The organism is Streptomyces syringium (assembly GCF_017876625.1).
Lineage (GTDB): Bacteria > Actinomycetota > Actinomycetes > Streptomycetales > Streptomycetaceae > Streptomyces > Streptomyces syringius.
In genome coordinates this window covers 3,371,956-3,391,859 of the sequence record NZ_JAGIOH010000001.1, presented here as the reverse complement: position 1 = coordinate 3,391,859, position 19,904 = coordinate 3,371,956, and the positions used below count along the sequence as shown (strand labels likewise).

18 protein-coding genes are annotated in these 19,904 nt (G+C 70.9%); 17 read left to right on the top strand and 1 reads right to left on the bottom strand.

Annotated elements, in window-relative coordinates; genetic code table 11:
* Window positions 1-13: 13 nt before the first annotated feature.
* The 10 genes from glmS to JO379_RS14835 all read left to right on the top strand — a co-directional run bounded on the left by glmS (window position 14) and on the right by JO379_RS14835 (window position 11,684).
* Entirely contained in the window at window positions 14-1,861 is a 1,848-nt protein-coding gene (gene glmS / locus JO379_RS14880; protein WP_130879011.1) for a glutamine--fructose-6-phosphate transaminase (isomerizing), read from the top strand.
* Window positions 1,858-2,226 carry a holo-ACP synthase gene (locus JO379_RS14875; protein ID WP_130879012.1) on the top strand — a complete coding sequence of 123 codons (369 nt, stop codon included), beginning with the start codon at window positions 1,858-1,860 and terminating at the stop codon, window positions 2,224-2,226. The genes glmS and JO379_RS14875 overlap by 4 nt, the downstream gene beginning before the upstream one ends.
* Window positions 2,227-2,325: 99 nt before the next feature.
* Window positions 2,326-3,261 (top strand): MerR family transcriptional regulator, encoded by a 936-nt coding sequence (locus tag JO379_RS14870; RefSeq protein WP_209515316.1) that lies wholly within the window; start codon window positions 2,326-2,328, stop codon window positions 3,259-3,261.
* A gap of 302 nt (window positions 3,262-3,563) precedes the next feature.
* Window positions 3,564-4,094: a DUF6879 family protein gene (locus JO379_RS14865; RefSeq protein WP_209515313.1), complete on the top strand. Its 531-nt coding sequence runs from the start codon at window positions 3,564-3,566 to the stop codon at window positions 4,092-4,094.
* Between the two features lie 25 nt (window positions 4,095-4,119).
* Window positions 4,120-4,968, top strand: coding sequence for a helix-turn-helix domain-containing protein (locus JO379_RS14860; RefSeq protein WP_209515310.1), 849 nt, complete (start codon window positions 4,120-4,122; stop codon window positions 4,966-4,968).
* A 106-nt stretch (window positions 4,969-5,074) separates the two neighbouring features.
* The gene (locus JO379_RS14855; protein WP_130879015.1) at window positions 5,075-5,272 is read left to right on the top strand and encodes a DUF397 domain-containing protein; all 198 of its coding nucleotides are present in this window, start codon (window positions 5,075-5,077) and stop codon (window positions 5,270-5,272) included.
* A 594-nt stretch (window positions 5,273-5,866) separates the two neighbouring features.
* Window positions 5,867-7,051 (top strand): helix-turn-helix domain-containing protein, encoded by a 1,185-nt coding sequence (locus JO379_RS14850; protein WP_209515307.1) that lies wholly within the window; start codon window positions 5,867-5,869, stop codon window positions 7,049-7,051.
* Between the two features lie 320 nt (window positions 7,052-7,371).
* On the top strand, window positions 7,372-7,776 hold the full coding sequence (locus tag JO379_RS14845) for an ATP-binding protein (protein ID WP_209515304.1): 405 nt from the start codon (window positions 7,372-7,374) through the stop codon (window positions 7,774-7,776).
* Window positions 7,777-7,876: 100 nt separating this feature from the next.
* The gene (locus JO379_RS14840; RefSeq protein WP_130879019.1) at window positions 7,877-8,281 is read left to right on the top strand and encodes a VOC family protein; all 405 of its coding nucleotides are present in this window, start codon (window positions 7,877-7,879) and stop codon (window positions 8,279-8,281) included.
* An 82-nt stretch (window positions 8,282-8,363) separates the two neighbouring features.
* Window positions 8,364-11,684, top strand: coding sequence for a serine protease (locus JO379_RS14835; protein ID WP_209515301.1), 3,321 nt, complete (start codon window positions 8,364-8,366; stop codon window positions 11,682-11,684).
* Here JO379_RS14835 and JO379_RS14830 read toward each other — a convergent pair.
* The gene (locus tag JO379_RS14830; protein WP_130879021.1) at window positions 11,676-13,106 is read right to left on the bottom strand and encodes an NAD(P)H-hydrate dehydratase; all 1,431 of its coding nucleotides are present in this window, start codon (window positions 13,104-13,106) and stop codon (window positions 11,676-11,678) included. The two genes, JO379_RS14835 and JO379_RS14830, sit on opposite strands and share 9 nt — an antisense overlap.
* An 87-nt stretch (window positions 13,107-13,193) precedes the next feature.
* Here JO379_RS14830 and alr point away from each other — a divergent pair, with 87 nt between their 5' ends.
* The 7 genes from alr to JO379_RS14795 all read left to right on the top strand — a co-directional run bounded on the left by alr (window position 13,194) and on the right by JO379_RS14795 (window position 19,615).
* Window positions 13,194-14,378 (top strand): alanine racemase, encoded by a 1,185-nt coding sequence (gene alr / locus JO379_RS14825; RefSeq protein WP_130879022.1) that lies wholly within the window; start codon window positions 13,194-13,196, stop codon window positions 14,376-14,378.
* Between the two features lie 17 nt (window positions 14,379-14,395).
* A complete protein-coding gene (locus tag JO379_RS14820; RefSeq protein ID WP_130879023.1) occupies window positions 14,396-15,622 on the top strand; it encodes an alpha/beta fold hydrolase in 1,227 nt (408 codons plus the stop codon).
* 124 nt (window positions 15,623-15,746) lie between these two features.
* Window positions 15,747-16,319, top strand: coding sequence for a tRNA (adenosine(37)-N6)-threonylcarbamoyltransferase complex ATPase subunit type 1 TsaE (gene tsaE, locus JO379_RS14815; RefSeq protein WP_130879024.1), 573 nt, complete (start codon window positions 15,747-15,749; stop codon window positions 16,317-16,319).
* A gap of 138 nt (window positions 16,320-16,457) precedes the next feature.
* On the top strand, window positions 16,458-16,637 hold the full coding sequence (locus JO379_RS14810; protein ID WP_130879025.1) for a hypothetical protein: 180 nt from the start codon (window positions 16,458-16,460) through the stop codon (window positions 16,635-16,637).
* Window positions 16,638-16,699: 62 nt separating this feature from the next.
* Window positions 16,700-17,878, top strand: a complete 1,179-nt coding sequence (locus tag JO379_RS14805; RefSeq protein WP_209514724.1) for an IS4 family transposase — start codon at window positions 16,700-16,702, stop codon at window positions 17,876-17,878.
* Between the two features lie 267 nt (window positions 17,879-18,145).
* A complete protein-coding gene (locus JO379_RS14800; RefSeq protein ID WP_505016575.1) occupies window positions 18,146-18,997 on the top strand; it encodes a transposase in 852 nt (283 codons plus the stop codon).
* A gap of 87 nt (window positions 18,998-19,084) precedes the next feature.
* Window positions 19,085-19,615, top strand: a complete 531-nt coding sequence (locus JO379_RS14795) for a transposase (RefSeq protein ID WP_209515297.1) — start codon at window positions 19,085-19,087, stop codon at window positions 19,613-19,615.
* Window positions 19,616-19,904: the final 289 nt, after the last annotated feature.

Below are 19,904 nucleotides of genomic sequence, written 5' to 3'. Positions count from 1 at the left end.
TACGCTGCACTCCATGTGCGGAATCGTTGGCTATGTGGGAGGGCAGTGCGCCCTCGACGTCGTATTGGCGGGCCTGAAGCGCCTGGAGTACCGCGGCTATGACTCGGCCGGGGTCGCGGTGCTGGCCGACGGCGGTCTCGCCGCCGCGAAGAAGGCGGGCAAGCTCGCCAATCTGGAGAAGGAGCTGGCCGAGCGGCCGCTGCCGTCCGGCCCGACCGGCATCGGCCACACCCGGTGGGCCACCCACGGCGGTCCCACCGACGCCAACGCCCACCCGCACCTGGACAACGCCGGGCGCGTCGCGGTGGTCCACAACGGCATCATCGAGAACTTCGCCGGGCTCCGTGCCGAGCTGGCAGAGCGCGGCCACACCCTGGGCTCCGAGACCGACACCGAGGTCGTCGCCCACCTGCTCGCCGAGGCCTTCTCCTCCTGCGGCGACCTCGCCGAGTCCATGCGGCAGGTGTGCCGCCGCCTGGAGGGCGCCTTCACGCTCGTCGCGGTGCACGCCGACGACCCGGACGTGGTCGTCGGCGCCCGTCGCAATTCGCCCCTGGTCGTCGGCGTCGGTGACGGCGAGCACTTCCTCGCCTCCGACGTCGCCGCCTTCATCGCCCACACCCGCGAGGCGATCGAGCTCGGCCAGGACCAGGTCGTGGAGCTGCGCCGGGACGGCGTGACCGTCACGGACTTCGACGGCGCCCCCGCGGACGTCCGGGCGTACCACGTGGACTGGGACGCCTCCGCCGCCGAGAAGGGCGGCTACGACTACTTCATGCTGAAGGAGATCGCCGAGCAGCCGAAGGCGGTCGCGGACACGCTGCTGGGCCGGATCGACGCGTCCGGCGCGCTGCTGCTGGACGAGGTCCGCATCCCCGCGTCCGTACTGCGCGAGGTCGACAAGGTCGTCATCGTGGCGTGCGGCACGGCGTACCACGCGGGCATGATCGCCAAGTACGCCATCGAGCACTGGACGCGCGTCCCCTGCGAGACGGAGCTGGCGAGCGAGTTCCGCTACCGCGACCCGATCCTGGACCAACGCACGCTGGTGATCGCCATCAGCCAGTCCGGCGAGACGATGGACACCCTGATGGCCCTGCGGCACGCCCGGGAACAGGGCGCGAAGGTCCTCGCGATCTGCAACACGAACGGCTCGACGATCCCCCGCGAGTCCGACGCCGTGCTCTACACCCACGCGGGCCCGGAAGTCGCCGTCGCGTCCACAAAGGCGTTCCTGACGCAGCTGGTGGCCTGCTACCTCGTCGCCCTCTACCTGGGCCAGGTGCGCGGCACCAAGTGGGGCGACGAGATCGTCTCCGTCGTCCACGAGCTGTCGGCCATCGCCACCCAGGTGGAGGAGGTCCTGGAGACCATGGAGCCGGTCCGCGAGCTGGCCCGCTCCCTGGCCGACAAGAACACGGTGCTCTTCCTCGGCCGGCACGTCGGCTACCCGGTCGCCCTGGAAGGCGCCCTGAAGCTCAAGGAGCTCGCCTACATGCACGCCGAGGGCTTCGCGGCGGGCGAGCTGAAGCACGGGCCCATCGCCCTGATCGAGGACGACCTGCCGGTGGTCGTGGTCGTCCCGTCCCCCCGCGGCCGGTCGGTCCTCCACGACAAGATCGTCTCGAACATCCAGGAGATCAGGGCCCGGGGCGCCCGTACGATCGTCATCGCCGAGCGCGGTGACGAGGCGGTACGCCCGTACGCCGACCACCTCATCGAGATCCCGGCCACGCCGGTGCTGCTGCAACCGCTGGTCGCGACGGTCCCCTTGCAGGTCTTCGCCTGCGAGCTGGCCACGGCCCGGGGCAACGAGGTCGACCAGCCGCGCAACCTGGCCAAGTCGGTGACGGTCGAATGATCATCGGCGTCGGTATCGACGTAGCCGAGATCGAACGCTTCGACGCGGCCCTCCAGCGCACGCCGAGCCTCGCCGACCGCCTGTTCGTCGAGGCCGAGCTGTACCTGCCGAGCGGCGAGCGCCGCGGCATCGCCTCCCTGGCGGCCCGCTTCGCCGCGAAGGAGGCCCTGGCCAAGGCCCTCGGCGCCCCGGCGGGCCTGCTCTGGACGGACGCGGAGGTCACCACGGCGGACAGCGGCCGCCCGAGCCTGACGGTCACGGGCACGGTGGCCGCGTGCGCGGAGGCCCTGGGGGTGCGCTCCTGGCACATCTCGCTGAGCCATGACGCGGGGGTGGCGTCGGCGGTGGTGATCGCGGAGGGGTAGGGACGTTCCGGGGGCGCGGCTCGTCCGGCGGGCCGCACGCCGTCGGGTGCGCGCCCCGGTGTTGACTCTCCAGCGACGGGAGACATCAAGGTGACGGACATGGACGACGACGCCGTCCATTCCATCGGTGACCTGGCCCGGCTGACCGGTCTTTCGGTCAAGACCATCCGGTTCTGGTCCGATGCGGGAGTGGTGCCGCCGACCGACCGTACGCCCGCCGGCTACCGCCTCTACGGGCAGGACGCCCTGGCCCGGCTCGGCCTCGTCCGTACGCTGCGCGAACTCGGTGTCGGTCTCGCCGTCATCCAGCGGGTGCTGGAGCGCGAGATCACCGTCGCCGAGGTCGCGGCCGTACACGCCGAGGCGCTCGACGTGCAGATCCGCACGTTGCGGCTGCGCCAGGCCGTCCTGCGAGCGGTAGCCGGACGCGGGTCCACACCCGAGGAGATGGAACTCATGCACAAGCTCGCGAATCTCTCCGATCAGGAACGCCGCCGCCTGATCCACGACTTCATCGACCACTCCTTCGACGGCCTCGACGTCGATGCCGAATTCCTGGCCACCATGCGCAGCGCGATGCCGGAGCTGCCGGAGGACCCGGCGCCCGAGCAGATCGACGCCTGGGTGGAGCTGGCGGAGCTGGTCCAGGACGCCGATTTCCGTGCCGGAATGCGCAAGGCCGCCGTCGACCAGCTCCGGTCCCGTACGGAGGCCGGGGCGCCCGCTCCGGAGGATGCCCGTCGGCTGGCGGACCTGATCAGGGAGCGGACCACCCGGGCTCAGGAGTCCGGCGTCGAGCCGACCTCCGAGGAGGCGCGCCCGGTGGTCGACGAGCTGGTGGCCCGGAGCGCGGAGCTGTCGGGCCGTGAGGACGGCCCGGAGTTCCGGTCCTGGCTGCTGGAACGGATGGAGATCGGCAACGACTCACGGTTCGAGCGGTACTGGCGGCTGATCGCCGTGATCAACGGCTGGCCGGAGCCGAGCATGGGTCCGGCGATGGATTGGCTGATCGCGGGCCTGCGGGCCGGCCGCTGACGGCTGTGGGGTGAGGGGACGAACGGCCCTGCGAGGCAGGGCCGTTCGTCGTTCCCCCGCGACGGGGCGGGGTGCCGCTCTGCTGACGTAAGTCGAGCTTCGCGCTCTTGACGGAGGCGCTCATCGCGAGCACGCTCGTGCAAGTTGGCGTAAGCGCCCAAGCCCAAAACCGGAGGCATACGAAGAGCTCAAGGCCCAGTGCGAGGCCACAGTGATTCCGGGGCACGCGCCCGGGATTCCGCCCCACGAAGCGGTGATCCGGATTCCGGTCCGAATGGTGCCCATGCTGAGGGAGGCATGTGATGTCGCAGAACGAGCCGGGCTTTGACGAGCTGCTGGCTTCGGCCAAACGCTCCGCCGTGCACCTGGAAATGCGGGACGTGTACGGGGTAGGGGATGAGGCTCAGGACTTCGAGCGCTGGGCGCGTACGGGGGAACGCGATATCGACCCGACGTCCGACTATTGGGCGCCGTGGGTAGACCTCATTCAGCGGACTGTCGCCAGGGGCGTTGCAGTCCGTCGTGCCCGTGTGGTCTCCGAGCCGGTGACCGACTACATCAAGTACGAGCACGCGGGTACCGTCGTCAATCTTCAGGCGGGTGAGCAAGTCCGCTGGCTGCCCAGGCGACACGCGTCGGACATCGCACTGCCAGGCAACGATTGCTGGGTCTTCGACGACGAGACCGTTCTGTTCAACCACTTCACCGGTGAGGGAAGCTGGTCCGAACCTGGGTGGGAGGTGCGTACCGAGCCGGCGGTCGTACGGCTTGCCGCAGCAGCCTTCGAGGCCGTATGGGAGCGCGGGACCCCCCACGAGAAATATTCGATCTGAACCACGAACCACCGAAAGCTGACTCGTGTCCGTGTCCTCCTCGTCCAGTGCCCAAGCCGCGCGCGAAGTCATCGCTGCCCGGCTTCGGGATATGCGTATCGATGCGGAGCTGACCGGACATGAGCTGGCTCGTCGGTGCGGCTGGAGCCCTGCGAAGTCTTCGCGCATCGAAAATGCGAGGACACCGCCGTCCGACGCCGACATTCGGGCGTGGTGCACCGCCTGCGGAGGTGAAAGCCAGGTCGCGGACCTGATCGCTGCCAATCGCCAGGCCGATCAGATGTATGTCCACTGGAAGAAGCTGCACAGGCACGGGATGCGCAGGGCGCAGGAGGAGATTGTTCCCCTGTACCGGGGCACGCGTCTGTTCAGGGTGTACTGCTCCAACGTCATTCCCGGCATGGTCCAGACGGAGTCCTACGCAGCCGCCCTGCTGTCCACCATCGCCGCGTTCCAAGGCACCCCTGACGACTCACCCGAGGCGGCCGCTTCCCGTATCGAGCGCTCCGAAGTCGTCCATCAGGGCAACCACCGGTTCGCGCTGCTCATCGAGGAGACGGTGCTTCGATATCGCGTCGGTGACGCCGAGACGATGGCAGGGCAACTCGGCTACCTGCTCGCGGTCATGGCCCTGCCGAACGTGAGCCTCGGCGTCATTCCCTCCGACGCTCGGCGTCGAGTGTGGCCGCTGGAAGCGTTCTACCTCTTCGACGACCGTCGAGTGAGCGTGGAACTGCTGACCGCGGCTGTGAACGTCACGTCCCCCAGCGAGATCGCCCTCTACGCCAAGGCGTTCTCCGGGCTGTCGGAACTCGCTGTGTACGGGGTGAAGGCCCGTGCGCTCATCACCGGGGCCATCAACTCGCTCGGGTAGCGCGCGTGCAATCTCGTGCAAGAACGTGGAGGCGGCCTCCTTCCCGCCCCTAGCGTCCCTGGTAGGGCGAACGACGAAGCCGCGAGAATCTACGAAGGAGGAACCCATGGCGCAGTACGAGTTCCACGCCGCCGCTGCGTGCGGAGGTCCGTGCACCGAGGGATGCGTCGAGGTCGCCACAAACGTTCCCGGGATCGTCGCGTTGCGCGACACCAAGACCGAGGTCGTCATGCAGTTCACACCGCAGGAGTGGGGTGACTTCCTGGCGGGGGCCAAGGCGGGCGAGTTCGACCTGTTGGCTTGATCGGCCGGGCAGTGCCTGTGCACGTTCACGGGTACCTGTGGGTGGGGGAGAAGGCGGTGTACGACAGGGAGAGCGTTCGGCGCCCGCTCCCGGCAGAGGAGCCGACCTCCACGAGCCACCCTGATGTTGTCCAAAGGCGCCGTGAGGCAGCTGTGGAGTGGAGGGGCACCGAGGTTCCGCCGATCGAAACGGTCCTGTGGCTCGTGAAGCCGCCTGCGCGGATTCGTGGGACGTGGGAGGAGCCCAAGGAGGCGGGGGAATGGCTGGGGCGACGGCTCATGGAGTACGCCCCGCGCTTCGCCTTCGCCCGCGATCGGGGCGCCGAGTTCTCAGTGGCCTGCGTGGCCTCCGCAGTGGAACGACTGATGTGGGGCGGAGATGTCTCTCTGGGCTTCTACCTGAGGCAGCCACTGTTCCTGTCCCTGGCCTTGGTGACGTGCGCACCGAACCGGACCCGGCCTGACTTGCCATGCCCGGCGAGGTGATGACGTAGCTCGGAGAACGAACGGCCCCCGCGGAAGCGGGGGCCGTTCGTCGTTCCCCCGCGACGGGGCAGCGGTACCGTTCAGATGTCCAGTCAGAACGGAGCTCCCCATGCCCCCGTACATTGACGAGCACACCGGTACACGCATCGCGCACGCGCGCAAAGTACGTCGGCTGACGCAGCGCGAACTTGCCGACTTGTCCCACGTTTCGTACAGCACCATCACCAAGGTCGAGCAGGGCGTACTGCCCGCGAGCCCTTCAGCGATCGGGTCTCTCGCCCGTGCCCTTTCGGTTCCCGTCACCGAATTGACCGGGCAGCCGTACCTTGAGGAATTGCGCCAGGATCAACTGGACGGACTGATCCAGCCGATCCGTGAGGCGCTGAATGTGTACGACCTCGGGCGGGATCCGGACGTGTCCCCGCGCCCGTTCCATGAGTTGGAGGCACACGCCGAAAAGCTGTGCGCACTGGTTCGGGTCACGAACATCAAGCAGGTCGCCGCAGACCTACCGGGTCTGATCTGTGAAGCCACGACGGCGGCGCACGCTTCCCCCACTGATCGCAGCTGGCAGGTGCTTGCCAGCACTTACCGGACCGCCTACGACGTCACGACGAAGCTCGGTTTCCTGGATCTCTGCACGATCGCGCTGGACCGGCTGGAGTGGGCTGCTCAACGGGCCTCGGATCCGATCCTGGGCGGGATGCGCCAGTACCTACGGGCCCTGGCTTATCTGCGTGCCAGTGAATACCGAACCGGCAAGCGGCTCATCCGCCAGAGCATGGCTGTCCTGGAACAGGCCGAGGCTGGCAGAGTGCGCGACGTGGTGACGGGGCAGCTCCACTTGGGTGCCGCCGTGCTGGCGGGCCGCGACAAGGACGAGGGCGCGGCCGAGGGGCACCTGGACGAAGCCCAGCGCATCGCGGCGCGGACGGGGCCGGCTGAGAAGGTCCATTGGCTTTCGTTCGGGCCGACCAATGTCGGCGTGCACCGTGTGAGTGTGCTCGCCGAACTGGATCAGTATCCGGAAGCCGTGAGGATCGCCCAGGAGACGGCGATCCCCGAAGGGTGGCCTCCCTCCCGGCTGGCGCACCACTATTCCGAGGTGGCGCGAGCCCAATTGTGGACGGGCCGAACGGACGCCGCATTCAAGAACCTGCAGAAGGCCCGCAAGCTGGCGCCCCAGCAGACTCGCTACCACCCGACGGTGCGAGAGACGTACGCAGGCCTGGAGTCGGCGAAGCGGCGGATGCCGGACACGTTCAGCAACTATGGGGCGTGGCTGGGAATGTGACCGCCGGCAATCCATAGGCCGGGGCTATCAACAACCTCTGATAGTTCCGGCCTTGGTGTGTCGGCACTCTGTGATGGTCGAAGGACCCCCGCGACCGCTGTGAACGGCCCGGGGGCATGGCCAACGCTTACGAGGAGCGTCAACATGCCTGACTTTATCCGTCGTTGGACCCGCTGGGCGAGAGCCCCGTTCCCCCGCCGCTCAGCCGGCATCACGCGCGCCGTCGCGCCACCGCCCCCGGCGAGCCCGTACGGCCTCTGGGCGACAGCCCACGGTTTCGACGTCGTCCGCCGTCCCGTCCACCACGCGGAGGCGGGCCGATGACCTACCGGCTCGTCGCCCCCGCCGTGCCGACCTCCGCCCGGCTGGCCAGGGAATTCGTCTCCGCCGCCCTTGTCGCCGCCGACCGGCGGCCGTTGATCGAGAACGCCCGGGTCTGCGTCTCGGACGCCGTGACGAACGTCGTGCGGCACGCGCGCGTGCCCGTGCTCGCCGTGGAGGTGACCGTCGGGGCGGAGCACGTCGTGGTGGCCGTCCGGGATGACGACCTCCGCAGGCTGCCGTGGCCGCGTCGGGCGCGTGCGGACGAGGAAGGCGGGAGGGGACTGATGCTCGTACGGCGGCTGTCGCACGCCTCCGGCGTCACGTGGGTGTGGGACGGGCTCGACCTGGTCGGAAAGCAGGTCTGGTTCGAGCTGCGGGAGGGCGTCGCGTTGAGCGCGTGAGGAACGGGCGGGCCAGATGCCCTTACGGCGCCCATCTAGGACGTGTTCCGTCCTACTGGCCCGCTACCTTCAGGTTATCGGCCAACGAAGGGAGCGCACCGTGTTGCGAGGACTCACCACTCTCAACTTCTGGGCAGACGATCTGGAGGCGGCCAAGCGCTGGTACGCCGAGCTGCTGGGGATCGAGCCGTACTTCGAACGTCCGGGTTATGCCGAGTTCCGCATCGGCGACTACCAGCACGAGCTGGGCCTGATCGACAGCCGCTTCGCCCCCGAGGGTGCGACCGCCCGCCCGGCCGGTGCGCTCATGTACTGGCACGTCGACGACTTGGAGGCCACGGTCGAGAAGCTGTTGTCCATGGGCGCCAAGGAGTACCAGCCGCCGATCGAACGCGGCGAGGGGTTCGTCACCGCCTCCGTCGTCGATCCTTTCGGGAACATCCTCGGCGTCATGTACAACCGGCACTACCTGGAGGTTCTGGCCGGCCCGGCCGCGACGGCCTGACGCCTTCCACCGCTCCCGGCTCCGCCGGCCCGCACCTGGCGTATCGTCAGCTCCGCGCGTGGACGGGCGGAGGAGGGCGGCTGTGCACCCGGCAACGGAACGTATCGCGGCGGTGTTGGGCCGAAGCCAGGGGAGTGGCTATCTGCTGGCGCCCAGGCTCGTTCTGACCGCCGCACACGTGGTGGGCGATGCGCCCGCGCCCCAGGTCGTCGTGCCCGGCGGCGTCGGACCCGTGCGGTGCAAAGTGGTGTGGGCGCGGGACGAGAAGCGACGGTGTGACGCCGCACTGCTGCTCGCCGAACGGGACCTGGTGACCGAAGAGGTGGCGGGCGGTTTCGACCCCTTGCTGTGGGGGCGGGCCCGGGATCTGAGGGCCCTGCCGGGTGCCCAGACCGTCGGGTTTCCGCAGGTGCAACGGGACGTGGACGGTGAACTCGACACCGAGCAGGTCGTGGGGACGCTCAAACCGGGCAGCAATCTCCTCAGCGGCCGCCATGTGCTCGACAGCGACCACGGCGCCCCGGAGGCGCTCGCCGACGGGAGCTCGCCGTGGGCGGGCATGTCCGGATCCGCCGTCTTCGTGGACGGGCTGCTCGCCGGAGTGGTGTGCGCGGACCCGAAGGGCTGGAACCACGGACGTCTGATGGTGACGTCCTCCGCCACGCTCTGGTCGCACTTCGACTTCCTCAGCGAGTGCCTTCGCGCGGGGCACAAGCCCGAGACGCGCCCCCTCACCTCCTCCCGCCAGCTCGAGATCGAGGCGTTCGAGCGGAGGCTCCGCGACTACATCATCGGCAAGGTCGGCGAACTGACCATCGTGGGCCTCACCCTCTCCGACGGTGAGGGCGAGACATGGCCGCTCGACGCGGCCTACCTCAGCCTCGAACTGACCGGCGTGCCACGCTCCACGCGTCCCGGAGGCTTCGGGGTTTCGGACGGGGACACCGCCGTACGGTCGTCGCCGAGGCGGGCCGAAGACGCGCTGGCCGGACAGAAGCGGGTGCTGCTGCGGGGCGCGGCCGGCTCGGGCAAGACCACGCTGCTCCAGTGGCTCGCGACGATCAGCGCACGCGGCGACCTGCCCCCGGGGCTGAGCCACCTGAGCGACTGCGTGCCGCTCACCCTGCCCCTGCGATCGCTGATCCGGAAGGGCGAGCTGCCGCAGCCGGAGGAGTTCCTCGCTGCCGCCGCCCGACCGCTGGCCGGGCTTCCCGCAGCCGCGGGGTGGGTGACCCGCAGGCTGACCGAGGGCAGCGTGCTGTTGCTGATCGACGGCGTGGACGAGGTCCCCGAAGCCGACCGCCGACGCACGCTGACCTGGGTCAAGGACCTGCTGGCCGCCTACCCCGACGCGCGGTACGTCATCACCACCAGACCGTCCGCGGTCCGCGAGGGCTGGCTCGCGGACGCGGGCTTCACCGAGCTGGAGCTGCTCCCGATGAGCCGGGGCGACGTCGCGGCCTTCATCGACCGGTGGCACACGGCCGCCGGAGCGCGGCACAACGCGCAGTTGCGGACCTTCCGGGACGCACTCACCACGGCGGTCGTCGCCAAACCAGACCTGGGGCGGCTGGCCACCAACCCGCTGATGTGCGCGCTGATCTGCGCCCTCAACCGCTCCCGCCGCGGATATCTGCCGCACGGCCGGATGGAGCTGTACCGCGCCGCGCTGGAACTGCTGCTCGTACGGCGGGACCGCGAGCGCGAGATCGTCGCGGGCCGGGACGGGATGGAGCTCGAACAATCCCATCAGGTGGCGCTGTTGCAGAAGATCGCCTACTGGCTGATCCGCAACGGCCGGTCCGAGATCGAATGGCACAAGGCCGTCGAGATCGTCGAACGGGCGCTCCCCGCCATGCCCTCCGTCGCCGCGCGCGGCAGCGCCGAGGAGATTTTGAGCCATCTCGTCCTGCGCAGCGGGCTGTTGCGGCGGCCCACCAGCGAGACCCTGGACTTCATCCACCGCACGTTCCAGGACTATCTGGGGGCCCAGGCCGCCGTGGACGACTGGGACTTCGACGTCCTCGTCAACCACGCCCACGACGACCAGTGGGAGGACGTGCTGCGCATGGCCGTCGGCCACGCCCCGCCACGCGCGCGTGCCGAGCTGCTCGACATGCTCCTCAAGCGCGGGGACGCCGAGGAAACCCACCGCTACCGGCTGCACCTGCTGGCCGCGGCCTGTCTGGAGCACGCCACCGAGGTGGCCTATGACGTGCGGGCACGGGTCGAGAAGGCGGCCGCGGAGCTCGTGCCGCCGCGCGACCAGGAGTCGGCCAAGGTACTGGCGGCGGCGGGGCGGGTCGTGCTGGACCTGCTGCCGGGGCCCGAAGGGCTGGACGACGAGGTGGCCCACGCCGTCGTCGTGGCGGCGACCCTGGTGGCGGACGACCGGGCCATTCCCCTGCTGTCCCGGTACGCCACCCACCCCTCCCTGGCGGTCCGCTCCCAGCTCGCCTGGGCGTGGGACCGCTTCGACACCGATCAGTACGCGGACGCGGTGATCGGCAAGCTCTCGTACGAGGGAAAAAGAACTGCCTCGCTCGCGTTCGTCGCGAAGACCCGGGAGCACCTGGCCGCGCTCAAGAGGCTCGGCGGACGCCCCGAGGTGCAGTGGCGGGGGTCGTCCGCTCCCGAGGATCTGGCGGACCTGGCCACACCGGCCCTCACGGACCTCTCGCTGCGCGGATGTCAGGAGATCATCGATCTGCGCGCCCTGCGTGACTGCCCTCCGCTGCGCTCGCTGCGGATCACCGAGTCCGAGGGCGTGTCCCACCTGGGGGCGCTGAATGGCGAAGCACTCCGGCTCCTCGAACTGTCCTTGTTCGGGTTTCCCCCGGGCTTGGAGGCGGTGGCCGGTCTCGAACGGCTGGAGTCACTGGACTTCGAATGCACCCATTCTGGTGTCCCCGACGGGGCGGACGGCGAACTGCCGCTGCCGCCCCGGCTCAAGTCGCTGACCCTGGGACGTGGTGCGGCCGGGCTGCGGCTGGTGGGGTTGAGCAGGCACCCCCGGCTCGTAACGGTTACCCTCAGCAACCCCGAACATCCCCTGTCGGCCTTTCCCCTGGCCACGCTGCCCCGGCTCGGCGCGCTGTGCATCAGGAGGATGGACCTGACCACGCTGCGGCACGCGGAGCCGCTGCTTCGTGTGTCCGACCTCGCCCTCGCCGATGTCATCGGTCTCGCCGGGCTGGCTCATCTGCCGGAGGTCTTCCCGGGCACCCGGGCGCTGGCCATCAGCACGCATGAGTTCGCCGCCAAGGAAACCCTCGACCTGGCCCTCCTGGAGGGCCTGAGCCTGGAGAGCCTGATCCTCCGCCACCCCGGCCCCGTCCGTAACGTGGATCTGCTGCCGAGCGGCTGCGCTCTCTACCGCACGTCGCCCGAACTCTCACTCTGACACCGCCCGCCACGCCCCCGCCAGGGCCCCCGCCACCCCCATCGCCGTCAGCGGCGCCGCGCCCAGCGACCGTGCCGCCAGGCCGTGCAGATACGCGCCCACCGACGCCGCGTCCCGCCCCGGCAGCCCCGCGGCCAGCAGGGAGCCCGTCAGGCCCGACAGCACGTCCCCGCTCCCCGCCGTGGCCAGCCACGGTGTCCCCGTCGGGTTCACCCGCACCGCCGCGCCCGAGGCGCAGGCCACCACCGTCGTCGAGCCCTTCAGCAGGGCCGTCACGCCGAAGCGTTCCGCCAGGGCCCGCGCCGAGGACAGGCGGGACGACTCGACGTCCTCGCGGGAGCAGCCGAGGAGGGCCGCCGCCTCGCCGGCGTGCGGGGTGAGGACGGTCGCGGCGGACCGGGCCCGCAGGGCGTCGACGGAGACCAGGTGCAGGCCGTCCGCGTCGACGAGGACCGGGACGTCCGAGGCCAGGACGTCATCGACGGCACGGCGGGCGCGGGCGTCGTCGCCGAGGCCCGGGCCGACCACCCACGCCTGGACGCGCCCGGCCTTCGACGGCGGGCCCGCCGAGACCAGGGTCTCGGGGAAGCGGGCGATGACCGCCTCGGCCGCGGGGCCGACGTAGCGGACCGCGCCCGCGCCGCCGTGCAGGGCGCCCGCGACGGAGAGGACCGCCGCGCCCGGGTAGCGGTCCGAGCCGGCCACCACGCCCACCACGCCCCGGCGGTATTTGTCGCTCTCGGCCGCCGGGCTGGGCAGCAGCCCGGCGACGTCCGCGTGCTGGAGCGCCTCCACATCGGGCTCGTCCGGCAGGCGGAGGCCGATGTCGACCAGGCGCAGGGCGCCCGCGTGCTCCCGGGCCGGGTCGATCAGCAGGCCCGGCTTGTACGCGCCGAAGGTGACGGTCGCGTCCGCCCGGACCGCCGTGCCGCGCACCTCGCCGGTGTCGGCGTCGACGCCGCTGGGCAGGTCGACGGCGACCACCAGGGCCCCGGCCGCCGCCGCGACCAGGGATTCCGCCGCCGGGCGCAGACCGCCCTTGCCGCCGATGCCGACGATCCCGTCGACGACGAGGTCCGCGCGCCGGACCACGCGGTCGCCCTCCTCGGCGGAGGCGATCCGCCCGCCCGCCGCCCGCAGTGCCGCCAGGCCGCCCGCGTGCGCGCGGTCCGGGGCGAGCAGCACCGCGCTGACCCCGGCGCCGCGCCGGGCCAGCCGGGCGCCCGCGTACAGGGCGTCGCCGCCGTTGTCCCCGCTGCCGACCAGCAGGGCCACCCGTGCCCCGTACACCTTGCCCAGCAGGCCGGCGCAGGCGGCGGCGAGCCCGGCCGCCGCGCGCTGCATCAGGGCGCCCTCGGGCAGTTCGGTCATGAGCGCGCGCTCGGCGGCCCGTACGGTCTCGACGCTGTAGCCAGTCCTCATGGATTCAGTGTGGCCGCCGGGGCGTGTGCCCGCCCGGAACATGACACCCCGCACCGCCGCCCCGGGAGGCCTGAGACACTGACGGGGATGAGTGAGACACCGATGCCGATGCGCGCCCGTGCCGTGATCGACCTGGCCGCCCTGCGGGCCAACGTGACGACGCTGCGGGCACGTGCGCCCCGGGCGCAGCTGATGGCCGTGGTCAAGGCGGACGCCTACGGCCACGGCGCGGTGCGCTGCGCGCGTGCGGCGCGGCAGGCCGGGGCCGAGTGGCTCGGTACGGCCACGCCGCAGGAGGCGCTGGCGCTGCGGGACGCGGGGGACACCGGACGGCTGATGTGCTGGCTGTGGACGCCGGGCGGGCCGTGGCGGGAGGCCGTCGAGGCCGACATCGACGTGTCGGTCAGCGGCATGTGGGCGCTGGAGGAAGTGTCGGCGGCGGTGCACGCGAGCGGCCTGCGGGCCCGGGTGCAGCTGAAGATCGACACCGGCCTCGGGCGCAACGGCTGCCAGCCCGACGACTGGCCGGAGCTGGTGCTCGCAGCCCGCCAGGCCGAGGCCGAGGGCCTGATCCGGGTCACCGGCATCTGGTCGCACTTCGCCTGCGCGGACGAGCCCGGCCACCCCTCCATCCAGGCCCAGCTGCGGGTCTTCAAGGACGCCCTCGACTACGCCGAGCGCCAGGGGATCACCCCCGAGGTGCGGCACATCGCCAATTCCCCGGCGCTGCTCACGCTCCCCGAGACCCACTTCGACCTCGTGCGGACGGGTGTCGCGGTCTACGGCGTCTCCCCGAGCCCCGAGGTCGGCACCCCGGAGGACTTCGGCCTCAAGCCCGTGATGACGCTGTCCGCGTCCCTCGCCTCGGTCAAGCGGGCGCCGGGCGGTCACGGTGTCTCGTACGGGCATCACTACACGACGCCCGGGCCCACTACGCTCGCCCTCGTCCCCGTCGGGTACGCCGACGGCATTCCGCGGGCCGCCTCCGGCACCGGGCCGGTGCTGGTGGGGGGCAAGTGGCGGACGGTCGCGGGCCGGGTGGCCATGGACCAGTTCGTCGTGGACCTGGGTGGCGACAGCGCGCAGGTGGGTGACGAGGCGGTGCTGTTCGGCCCGGGCGACCGGGGCGAGCCGACCGCCGAGGACTGGGCGCGTGCCACGGGCACGATCGCCTATGAGGTCGTCACGCGCATCTCCAGCCGGGTGCCCCGCGTCTATGTCGGTGAGAACGGGAACACGCAGGAGATCACCGAGGACGTGGACCACAGCTAGGACACGGGGGACCGGGAATGAGCGAAGGAGACACCACGGGCGTGGACGCCGCCGGCCGGTGGCGGGGCGCCGGGGTCGCGGGCGCCGCGATCGGGATCATCGCCACCGGGGCCGCGGTCGGTGTGGCGGTGGAACGCCTGACGGTGGGCCGCGGCATGCGCCGCAAGGCGCGCCTCGCCCTGGACGCCTCGGCCCCGTACGGGACGCTGCGCGGCACCGCGGGCAAGGCGGTCGCCGAGGACGGCACCGAGCTGTACTACGAGGTCGACGAGGTCGACGACCCGGCCGCGGCGGACGCCCCGGCGCCCCGCCGACGGCTCTTCGGGGGCGCCGCCCGCCCCCAGGCCGAGCCGGTCACCGTCATTTTCAGCCACGGCTACTGCCTGGGGCAGGACGCCTGGCACTTCCAGCGGTCCGCGCTGCGCGGTGCCGTGCGGACCGTCTTCTGGGACCAGCGCAGCCACGGCCGCTCCGCCCGCGGCGTCGCCCAGCGCGACCGCGAAACGCCCGTCAGCATCGACCTGCTGGGCCGTGACCTCAAGGCGGTCATCGACGCCGCCGCCCCCGAGGGGCCCCTGGTACTGGTGGGGCACTCGATGGGCGGCATGACGATGATGGCGCTCGCCGCGCAGTACCCGGAGCTGGTCGCCGAGCGCGTCGTGGGCGCGGCCTTCATCGGCACGTCCTCGGGGCTGATCGCCGAGCTCACCTACGGCCTTCCCGTCGTCGGCGGGCTGAACGTGGCGAGCCGCGTCCTGCCGGGCGTCTTCAGGCTGATGACCGCGCAGGCCGCGCTGGTCGAGCGGGGGCGGCGGGCCACCGCCGATCTGTTCGCGGGGCTCATCAAGCGCTATTCGTTCGGCTCGCGCGATGTGGACCCGGCGCTGGCGCGGTTCGCCGAGCGGCTGATCGAGGCGACGCCGGTCGAGATCGTCGCCGAGTTCTACCCGGCCCTCGCCGCGCACGACAAGGTGGAGGCGCTGTGCGCCTTCGACCACATGCCGGTGCTCGTCCTCGCCGGGGAGAGGGACCTGATGACGCCGAGCGAGCACAGCGAGGCCATCGCGGCGGCCCTGCCGGACGCCGAGCTGGTGCTCGTACCGGGCGCCGGGCACCTGGTGATGCTGGAGGACCCCGGGACGGTCGACGAGCACCTGGCCGGAGTGCTGGCCGCGGCCGGGGCGGGCGAGGCGGCCCGGGGCATCGAGCAGCGACGGGCGGCCGGAGCGCGTCGGCACGGCTGAGGGAAGGCGGGCGGGGCCGTCCGTGGCTCCGTCGGCACGGCCGGGCAAAGGCCGCCACGGGTGTTCGTGCCCGCGGCGGCACGGCTGAGCCCCTTACCGGCCCGAGCCCGTACCATCGGCGGGTATGAGCGCCCCGCACGACACGGCCCACCACGAAACGGCCGCCGACGCCACCATCGCCACCACCACCCGGATCACCGTCAAGTCCGCCGAGGACATGCGCGGACTCGGCCGCAGACTCGCCACGTTCCTGCGCCCCGGTGACCTGGTGCTGCTCACGGGCGAGCTGGGAGCGGGCAAGACGACGCTGACCCGCGGGCTGGGGGAGGGCCTCGGCGTGCGCGGTGCCGTCACCTCGCCCACCTTCGTGATCGCCCGCGTCCACCCGCCGCTCGGCGACGGCCCGGCCCTGGTCCACGTCGACGCCTACCGGCTGCACGGCGGGCTGGACGAGATGGAGGACCTGGACCTCGACGTCTCCCTGCCCGAGTCGGTGATCGTCGTGGAGTGGGGCGACGGCAAGGTCGAGGAGCTGTCCGACGACCGGCTGCACGTCGTCATCGAGCGGGCCGTGGGGGCCGACGCCCCGGGCCTCGACGACCTCGACAGCGCCGAGGAGGCCGACGACGAGCGCGGCGTCACGGTGACCGGAGTGGGCGCGCGCTGGGCGGGCGTGGATCTGACGCCGCTGGGGTAGAAGAGGGCTGTCCGTACGTTCCGACAAGTCGTCGGCAAGATGTTGCGTCGGCGGTGTCGGCCGTGGTCACATGGAGTCAGAGACTCGGTTAGGTCTACCTAAGTACCTGACCTTGCCCAGCTGCCCCAGGAGGCATACATGTCGGCCCAAGAGCCTGCTGCCGCCGTGGCGAAACGCTCCGAGGAGCGGCCCCCGTCCATGCGTGACCTCCTGGCGTCGTGTGCCGCGGCCGACGCGGTCTCCACCCCGCCGCAAGCGCCTGAGACGGCGTCCGGGGCCGAGGGCGGCGAGGGCGTGGCGGAGCGCGACGCGGCCTAGAGCCAATGCCGTTGCGATAGCTGTGGGCGTAGGCTTTGGGTGCTGTTCCGGGGGTGGTGCCGATGGCTGAGCGTGTGCCTGAGCTGGCGGGTCTGGGGTTGTTGACCTGGGTGTATCCGCCGGGCTTGGTGGATCGGGTGGTGGCGGCGTGCGGCCGGACCGAACAGCGCAGACGGCTGTTGCCGGCTCGGCTTACGGTCTATTTCGTGCTGGGTCTGGCGCTGTTCTCCCCGGCGCCGTATCTGGAGGTGCTGAGGCATCTGGCCGAGGGCCTGCGGAGTGCCGGCCTGTGGGGCGACTGGCGGATCCCCGCCAAGTCATCCCTGTTCAGGGCCCGGGAGAGGCTCGGGGCTGAACCGTTGCGGGTGCTGTTCGCCGCCACCGCGAGGCCCTTGGCCGGGACGGGAACACCCGGTGCGTCCTGGCGGCGACTTCGGCTGACGGCAGTGGACGGCACCTGCTGGGACGTCGCCGACTCACCTGCGAATGCTGCGGAGTTCGGCCGTCCGGGCAACACCCGCAAGCCGGACCGGTCGGCGTTCCCGCAGGTACGAATGGCCGCGTTGGTTGAGTGCGGGACGCATGCGGTGCTCGACGCGGAGCTGGGCGGCTGCCGGGTCGGCGAGCTGACCCTGTCGGCCCGGCTGGTGCGCTCAACCGGCCCGGACATGCTCGTGCTCGCCGACCGTGAGTTCCTCGGTGTGCCGTTGTGGCGGGCCTTCACCGCGACCGGTGCCCATCTGCTGTGGCGGGTCTCGGCGAACCGGGTGCTTCCCGTTCAGCAGCGGCTTGCGGACGGCTCCTGGCTCAGCCGCCTGCATGCCGGCACCGACGGGAAGAAGCGTGACCCGGTCCGGGTGCGGGTGATCGCCTACGGGCTCGAAGGAATCGGTCCCCGTTCGGGAGTGGAGGAGTACCGCCTGGTCACCGACCTCCTCGACGAAGAGCTCTACCCCGCAGCGGAGTTGGCCGCCGTGTACTGCGAGCGGTGGGAGGCCGAATCGGTATTCGCCGAGATCAAGACGCAGCAGCGCGGTCCGCGGGTCGTGCTCTCCAGCAAGACGCCCGAGGGTGTGCGCCAGCAGATCTGGGCGCACCTGCTGGTCCACTACGCCCTGCGGTCTCTGATGGTCCGATGCGCCACCGCCCAAAGAACCGATCCGGACCGGCTCTCCTTCACCGACACGCTGCGCGCCGTCCGGCGCAGCGTCACCACCTCGCCAGGTGTCTTTTCCCCCTGAACTGCTGATCGGACACCTGACGCGGTGGCGTGACGACAGCCTGGACGGCCTTCGGCCCCCACGCCGACTTCGCAGTCAACCACGGGTCGTGAAACGCAAGATGTCCAACTACCGGCTCAAAAGAGCCGCACACCGCCACTGGCCACAACCCACCCAAACCCCCACCCAGGCCGTCCTCATCCACCCACCGAGAACGGCCAGACCGTAACGCAACGGCATTGTGCCTAGGAATCCAGTGAAGATGTTGGGCTGTTCTTTTCCTGGATCATGTGGTTCGGGGTCAAAGTGACAGGCATGATGGGACGGCCGCCCAGTCGTCCGGTCGGGCCTGATGTGTGGGTCACGTGCCGGGAGTTGATTCCAGCCGGGAGCATGTTCGCGTTCCTGGCCGAGCGCCGGGACGCTCTGTTTCCCGAGGCGATGTTCGCGGACATGTATCCCGCGTCGGACGGCCGTCCGTCGGTGCCGCCCGGGGAGCTGGCCTGCGCGGTGGTGCTGCAGACCTTGCACGGGCTGTCGGACGTCGAGACTGTCCAGCACCTGCGGTGCGATTGGCGCTGGAAGGCCGCGTGCGGGCTCGGCCTGAACGACCGGGCATTCGATCCGTCCCTGCTGGCGTACTTCCGGCGCCGGCTGGCCCGATCCGGTCGGCCCGACCGGATCTTCGACGCGGTGCGCAAGGTGGTGGCCGCCACCGGCGTGCTCAAGGACAGGCACCGGCGGGCTCTGGACTCCGCGGTGATGGAGGACTCGGTGGCCACCCAGGACACGGTCACCCAACTCATCGCCGCGATCCGCCGCGCGATCCGCGACTTTCCCGGCGCCGCTGCGGTGGCCGACGAGTACTGCAGGGCCCACGACTACGCTGACCCGGGCAAACCCAGGATCGCCTGGAACGACGAGGAGGCCCGCACCCAACTCGTCGACGCGCTCGTCACCGACGCCCTCAACCTGCTGGGACGCCTTCCCGAGCAGAATCTCGGCCCGGGCGGCCGATGCCGTGGGCACCCTGGCCCTGGTGTCCGGGCAGGACATGGAAGTGGCCTACGACTCCGACGGGCGGTGGCGCATCGCCCGCCGCACCGCATACGACCGGGTGGTCTCCACCGTCGATCCTGACGCCCGGCACGTCCACAAGTCCGTCTCCCAGTATCGGGACGGTTCAAGGCCCACCTCGTCGTCGAGCCCGAGACTGGGCTGATCACCGTGATCACTCTGCGGTCCGCCGCCGGGGCCGCCCATCACGAAGCCGCGGTTGCCCTGGACCTGCTCAACGAAGAGACACAAGCCTTCGACATCCTGGCCGACTCCGCCTATTCCACCGCCGCCTTGCGGGCGGCGCTGATCGAGGCCGGGCACCGGCTGCTGATCAAACCGGCCGCGTTGAGGAAGGCTGCCGGCGGTTTCACTCTCGACGACTTCCGCATCGATGCGGCGGCCGACACGGTGACCTGCCCGGCCGGCCACAGCACTGTCCTCCTGCCACCCGGTGGCAAACACCACCAGCGCAAGGCCTGGTTCACTGCGGAGCAGTGCATCACCTGCCCGCTCAGGTCCCGGTGCACCACCGCCAAAGGCGGCCGTGTCGTCACCTGGTGCCCACACCACGACCTGCAGGAAGCCGCCCGGCAGCAAGCTGCCGATCCCACCTGGCAGGCCGACTACCGCCGCTGGCGTAGCCGTTGCCGCCACGCGTCTCTGGCTCCGTCCGTCCGTGGCCTGCCGGACAGCCCTTAGGTCACGCGAGAGCTGCTGCGGAGCGGGCACGTGGTTGCCTCAGGCAGGCGTGGTCGTTGTGGCGGGCGGGGCGAGGGCTTACTTCTCTTCCTGGTCTCTGGACGGCCCGCCGATGTTGAGGCTCAGGCCCGGTTCCTTCGTCCACTCTTCCCTGGCGCGTTTCATGCGCTCCTCGGGGGTGAGCTTGGCCCATTCAGCTTCCGCTTTTTTCTCTTCCTCCCGGGCCTTGCGCCCTGCTCCAGAACGGAGAACGGAGGGTCACAGGGGTCGGGTGACGAAGCGGGGCTCC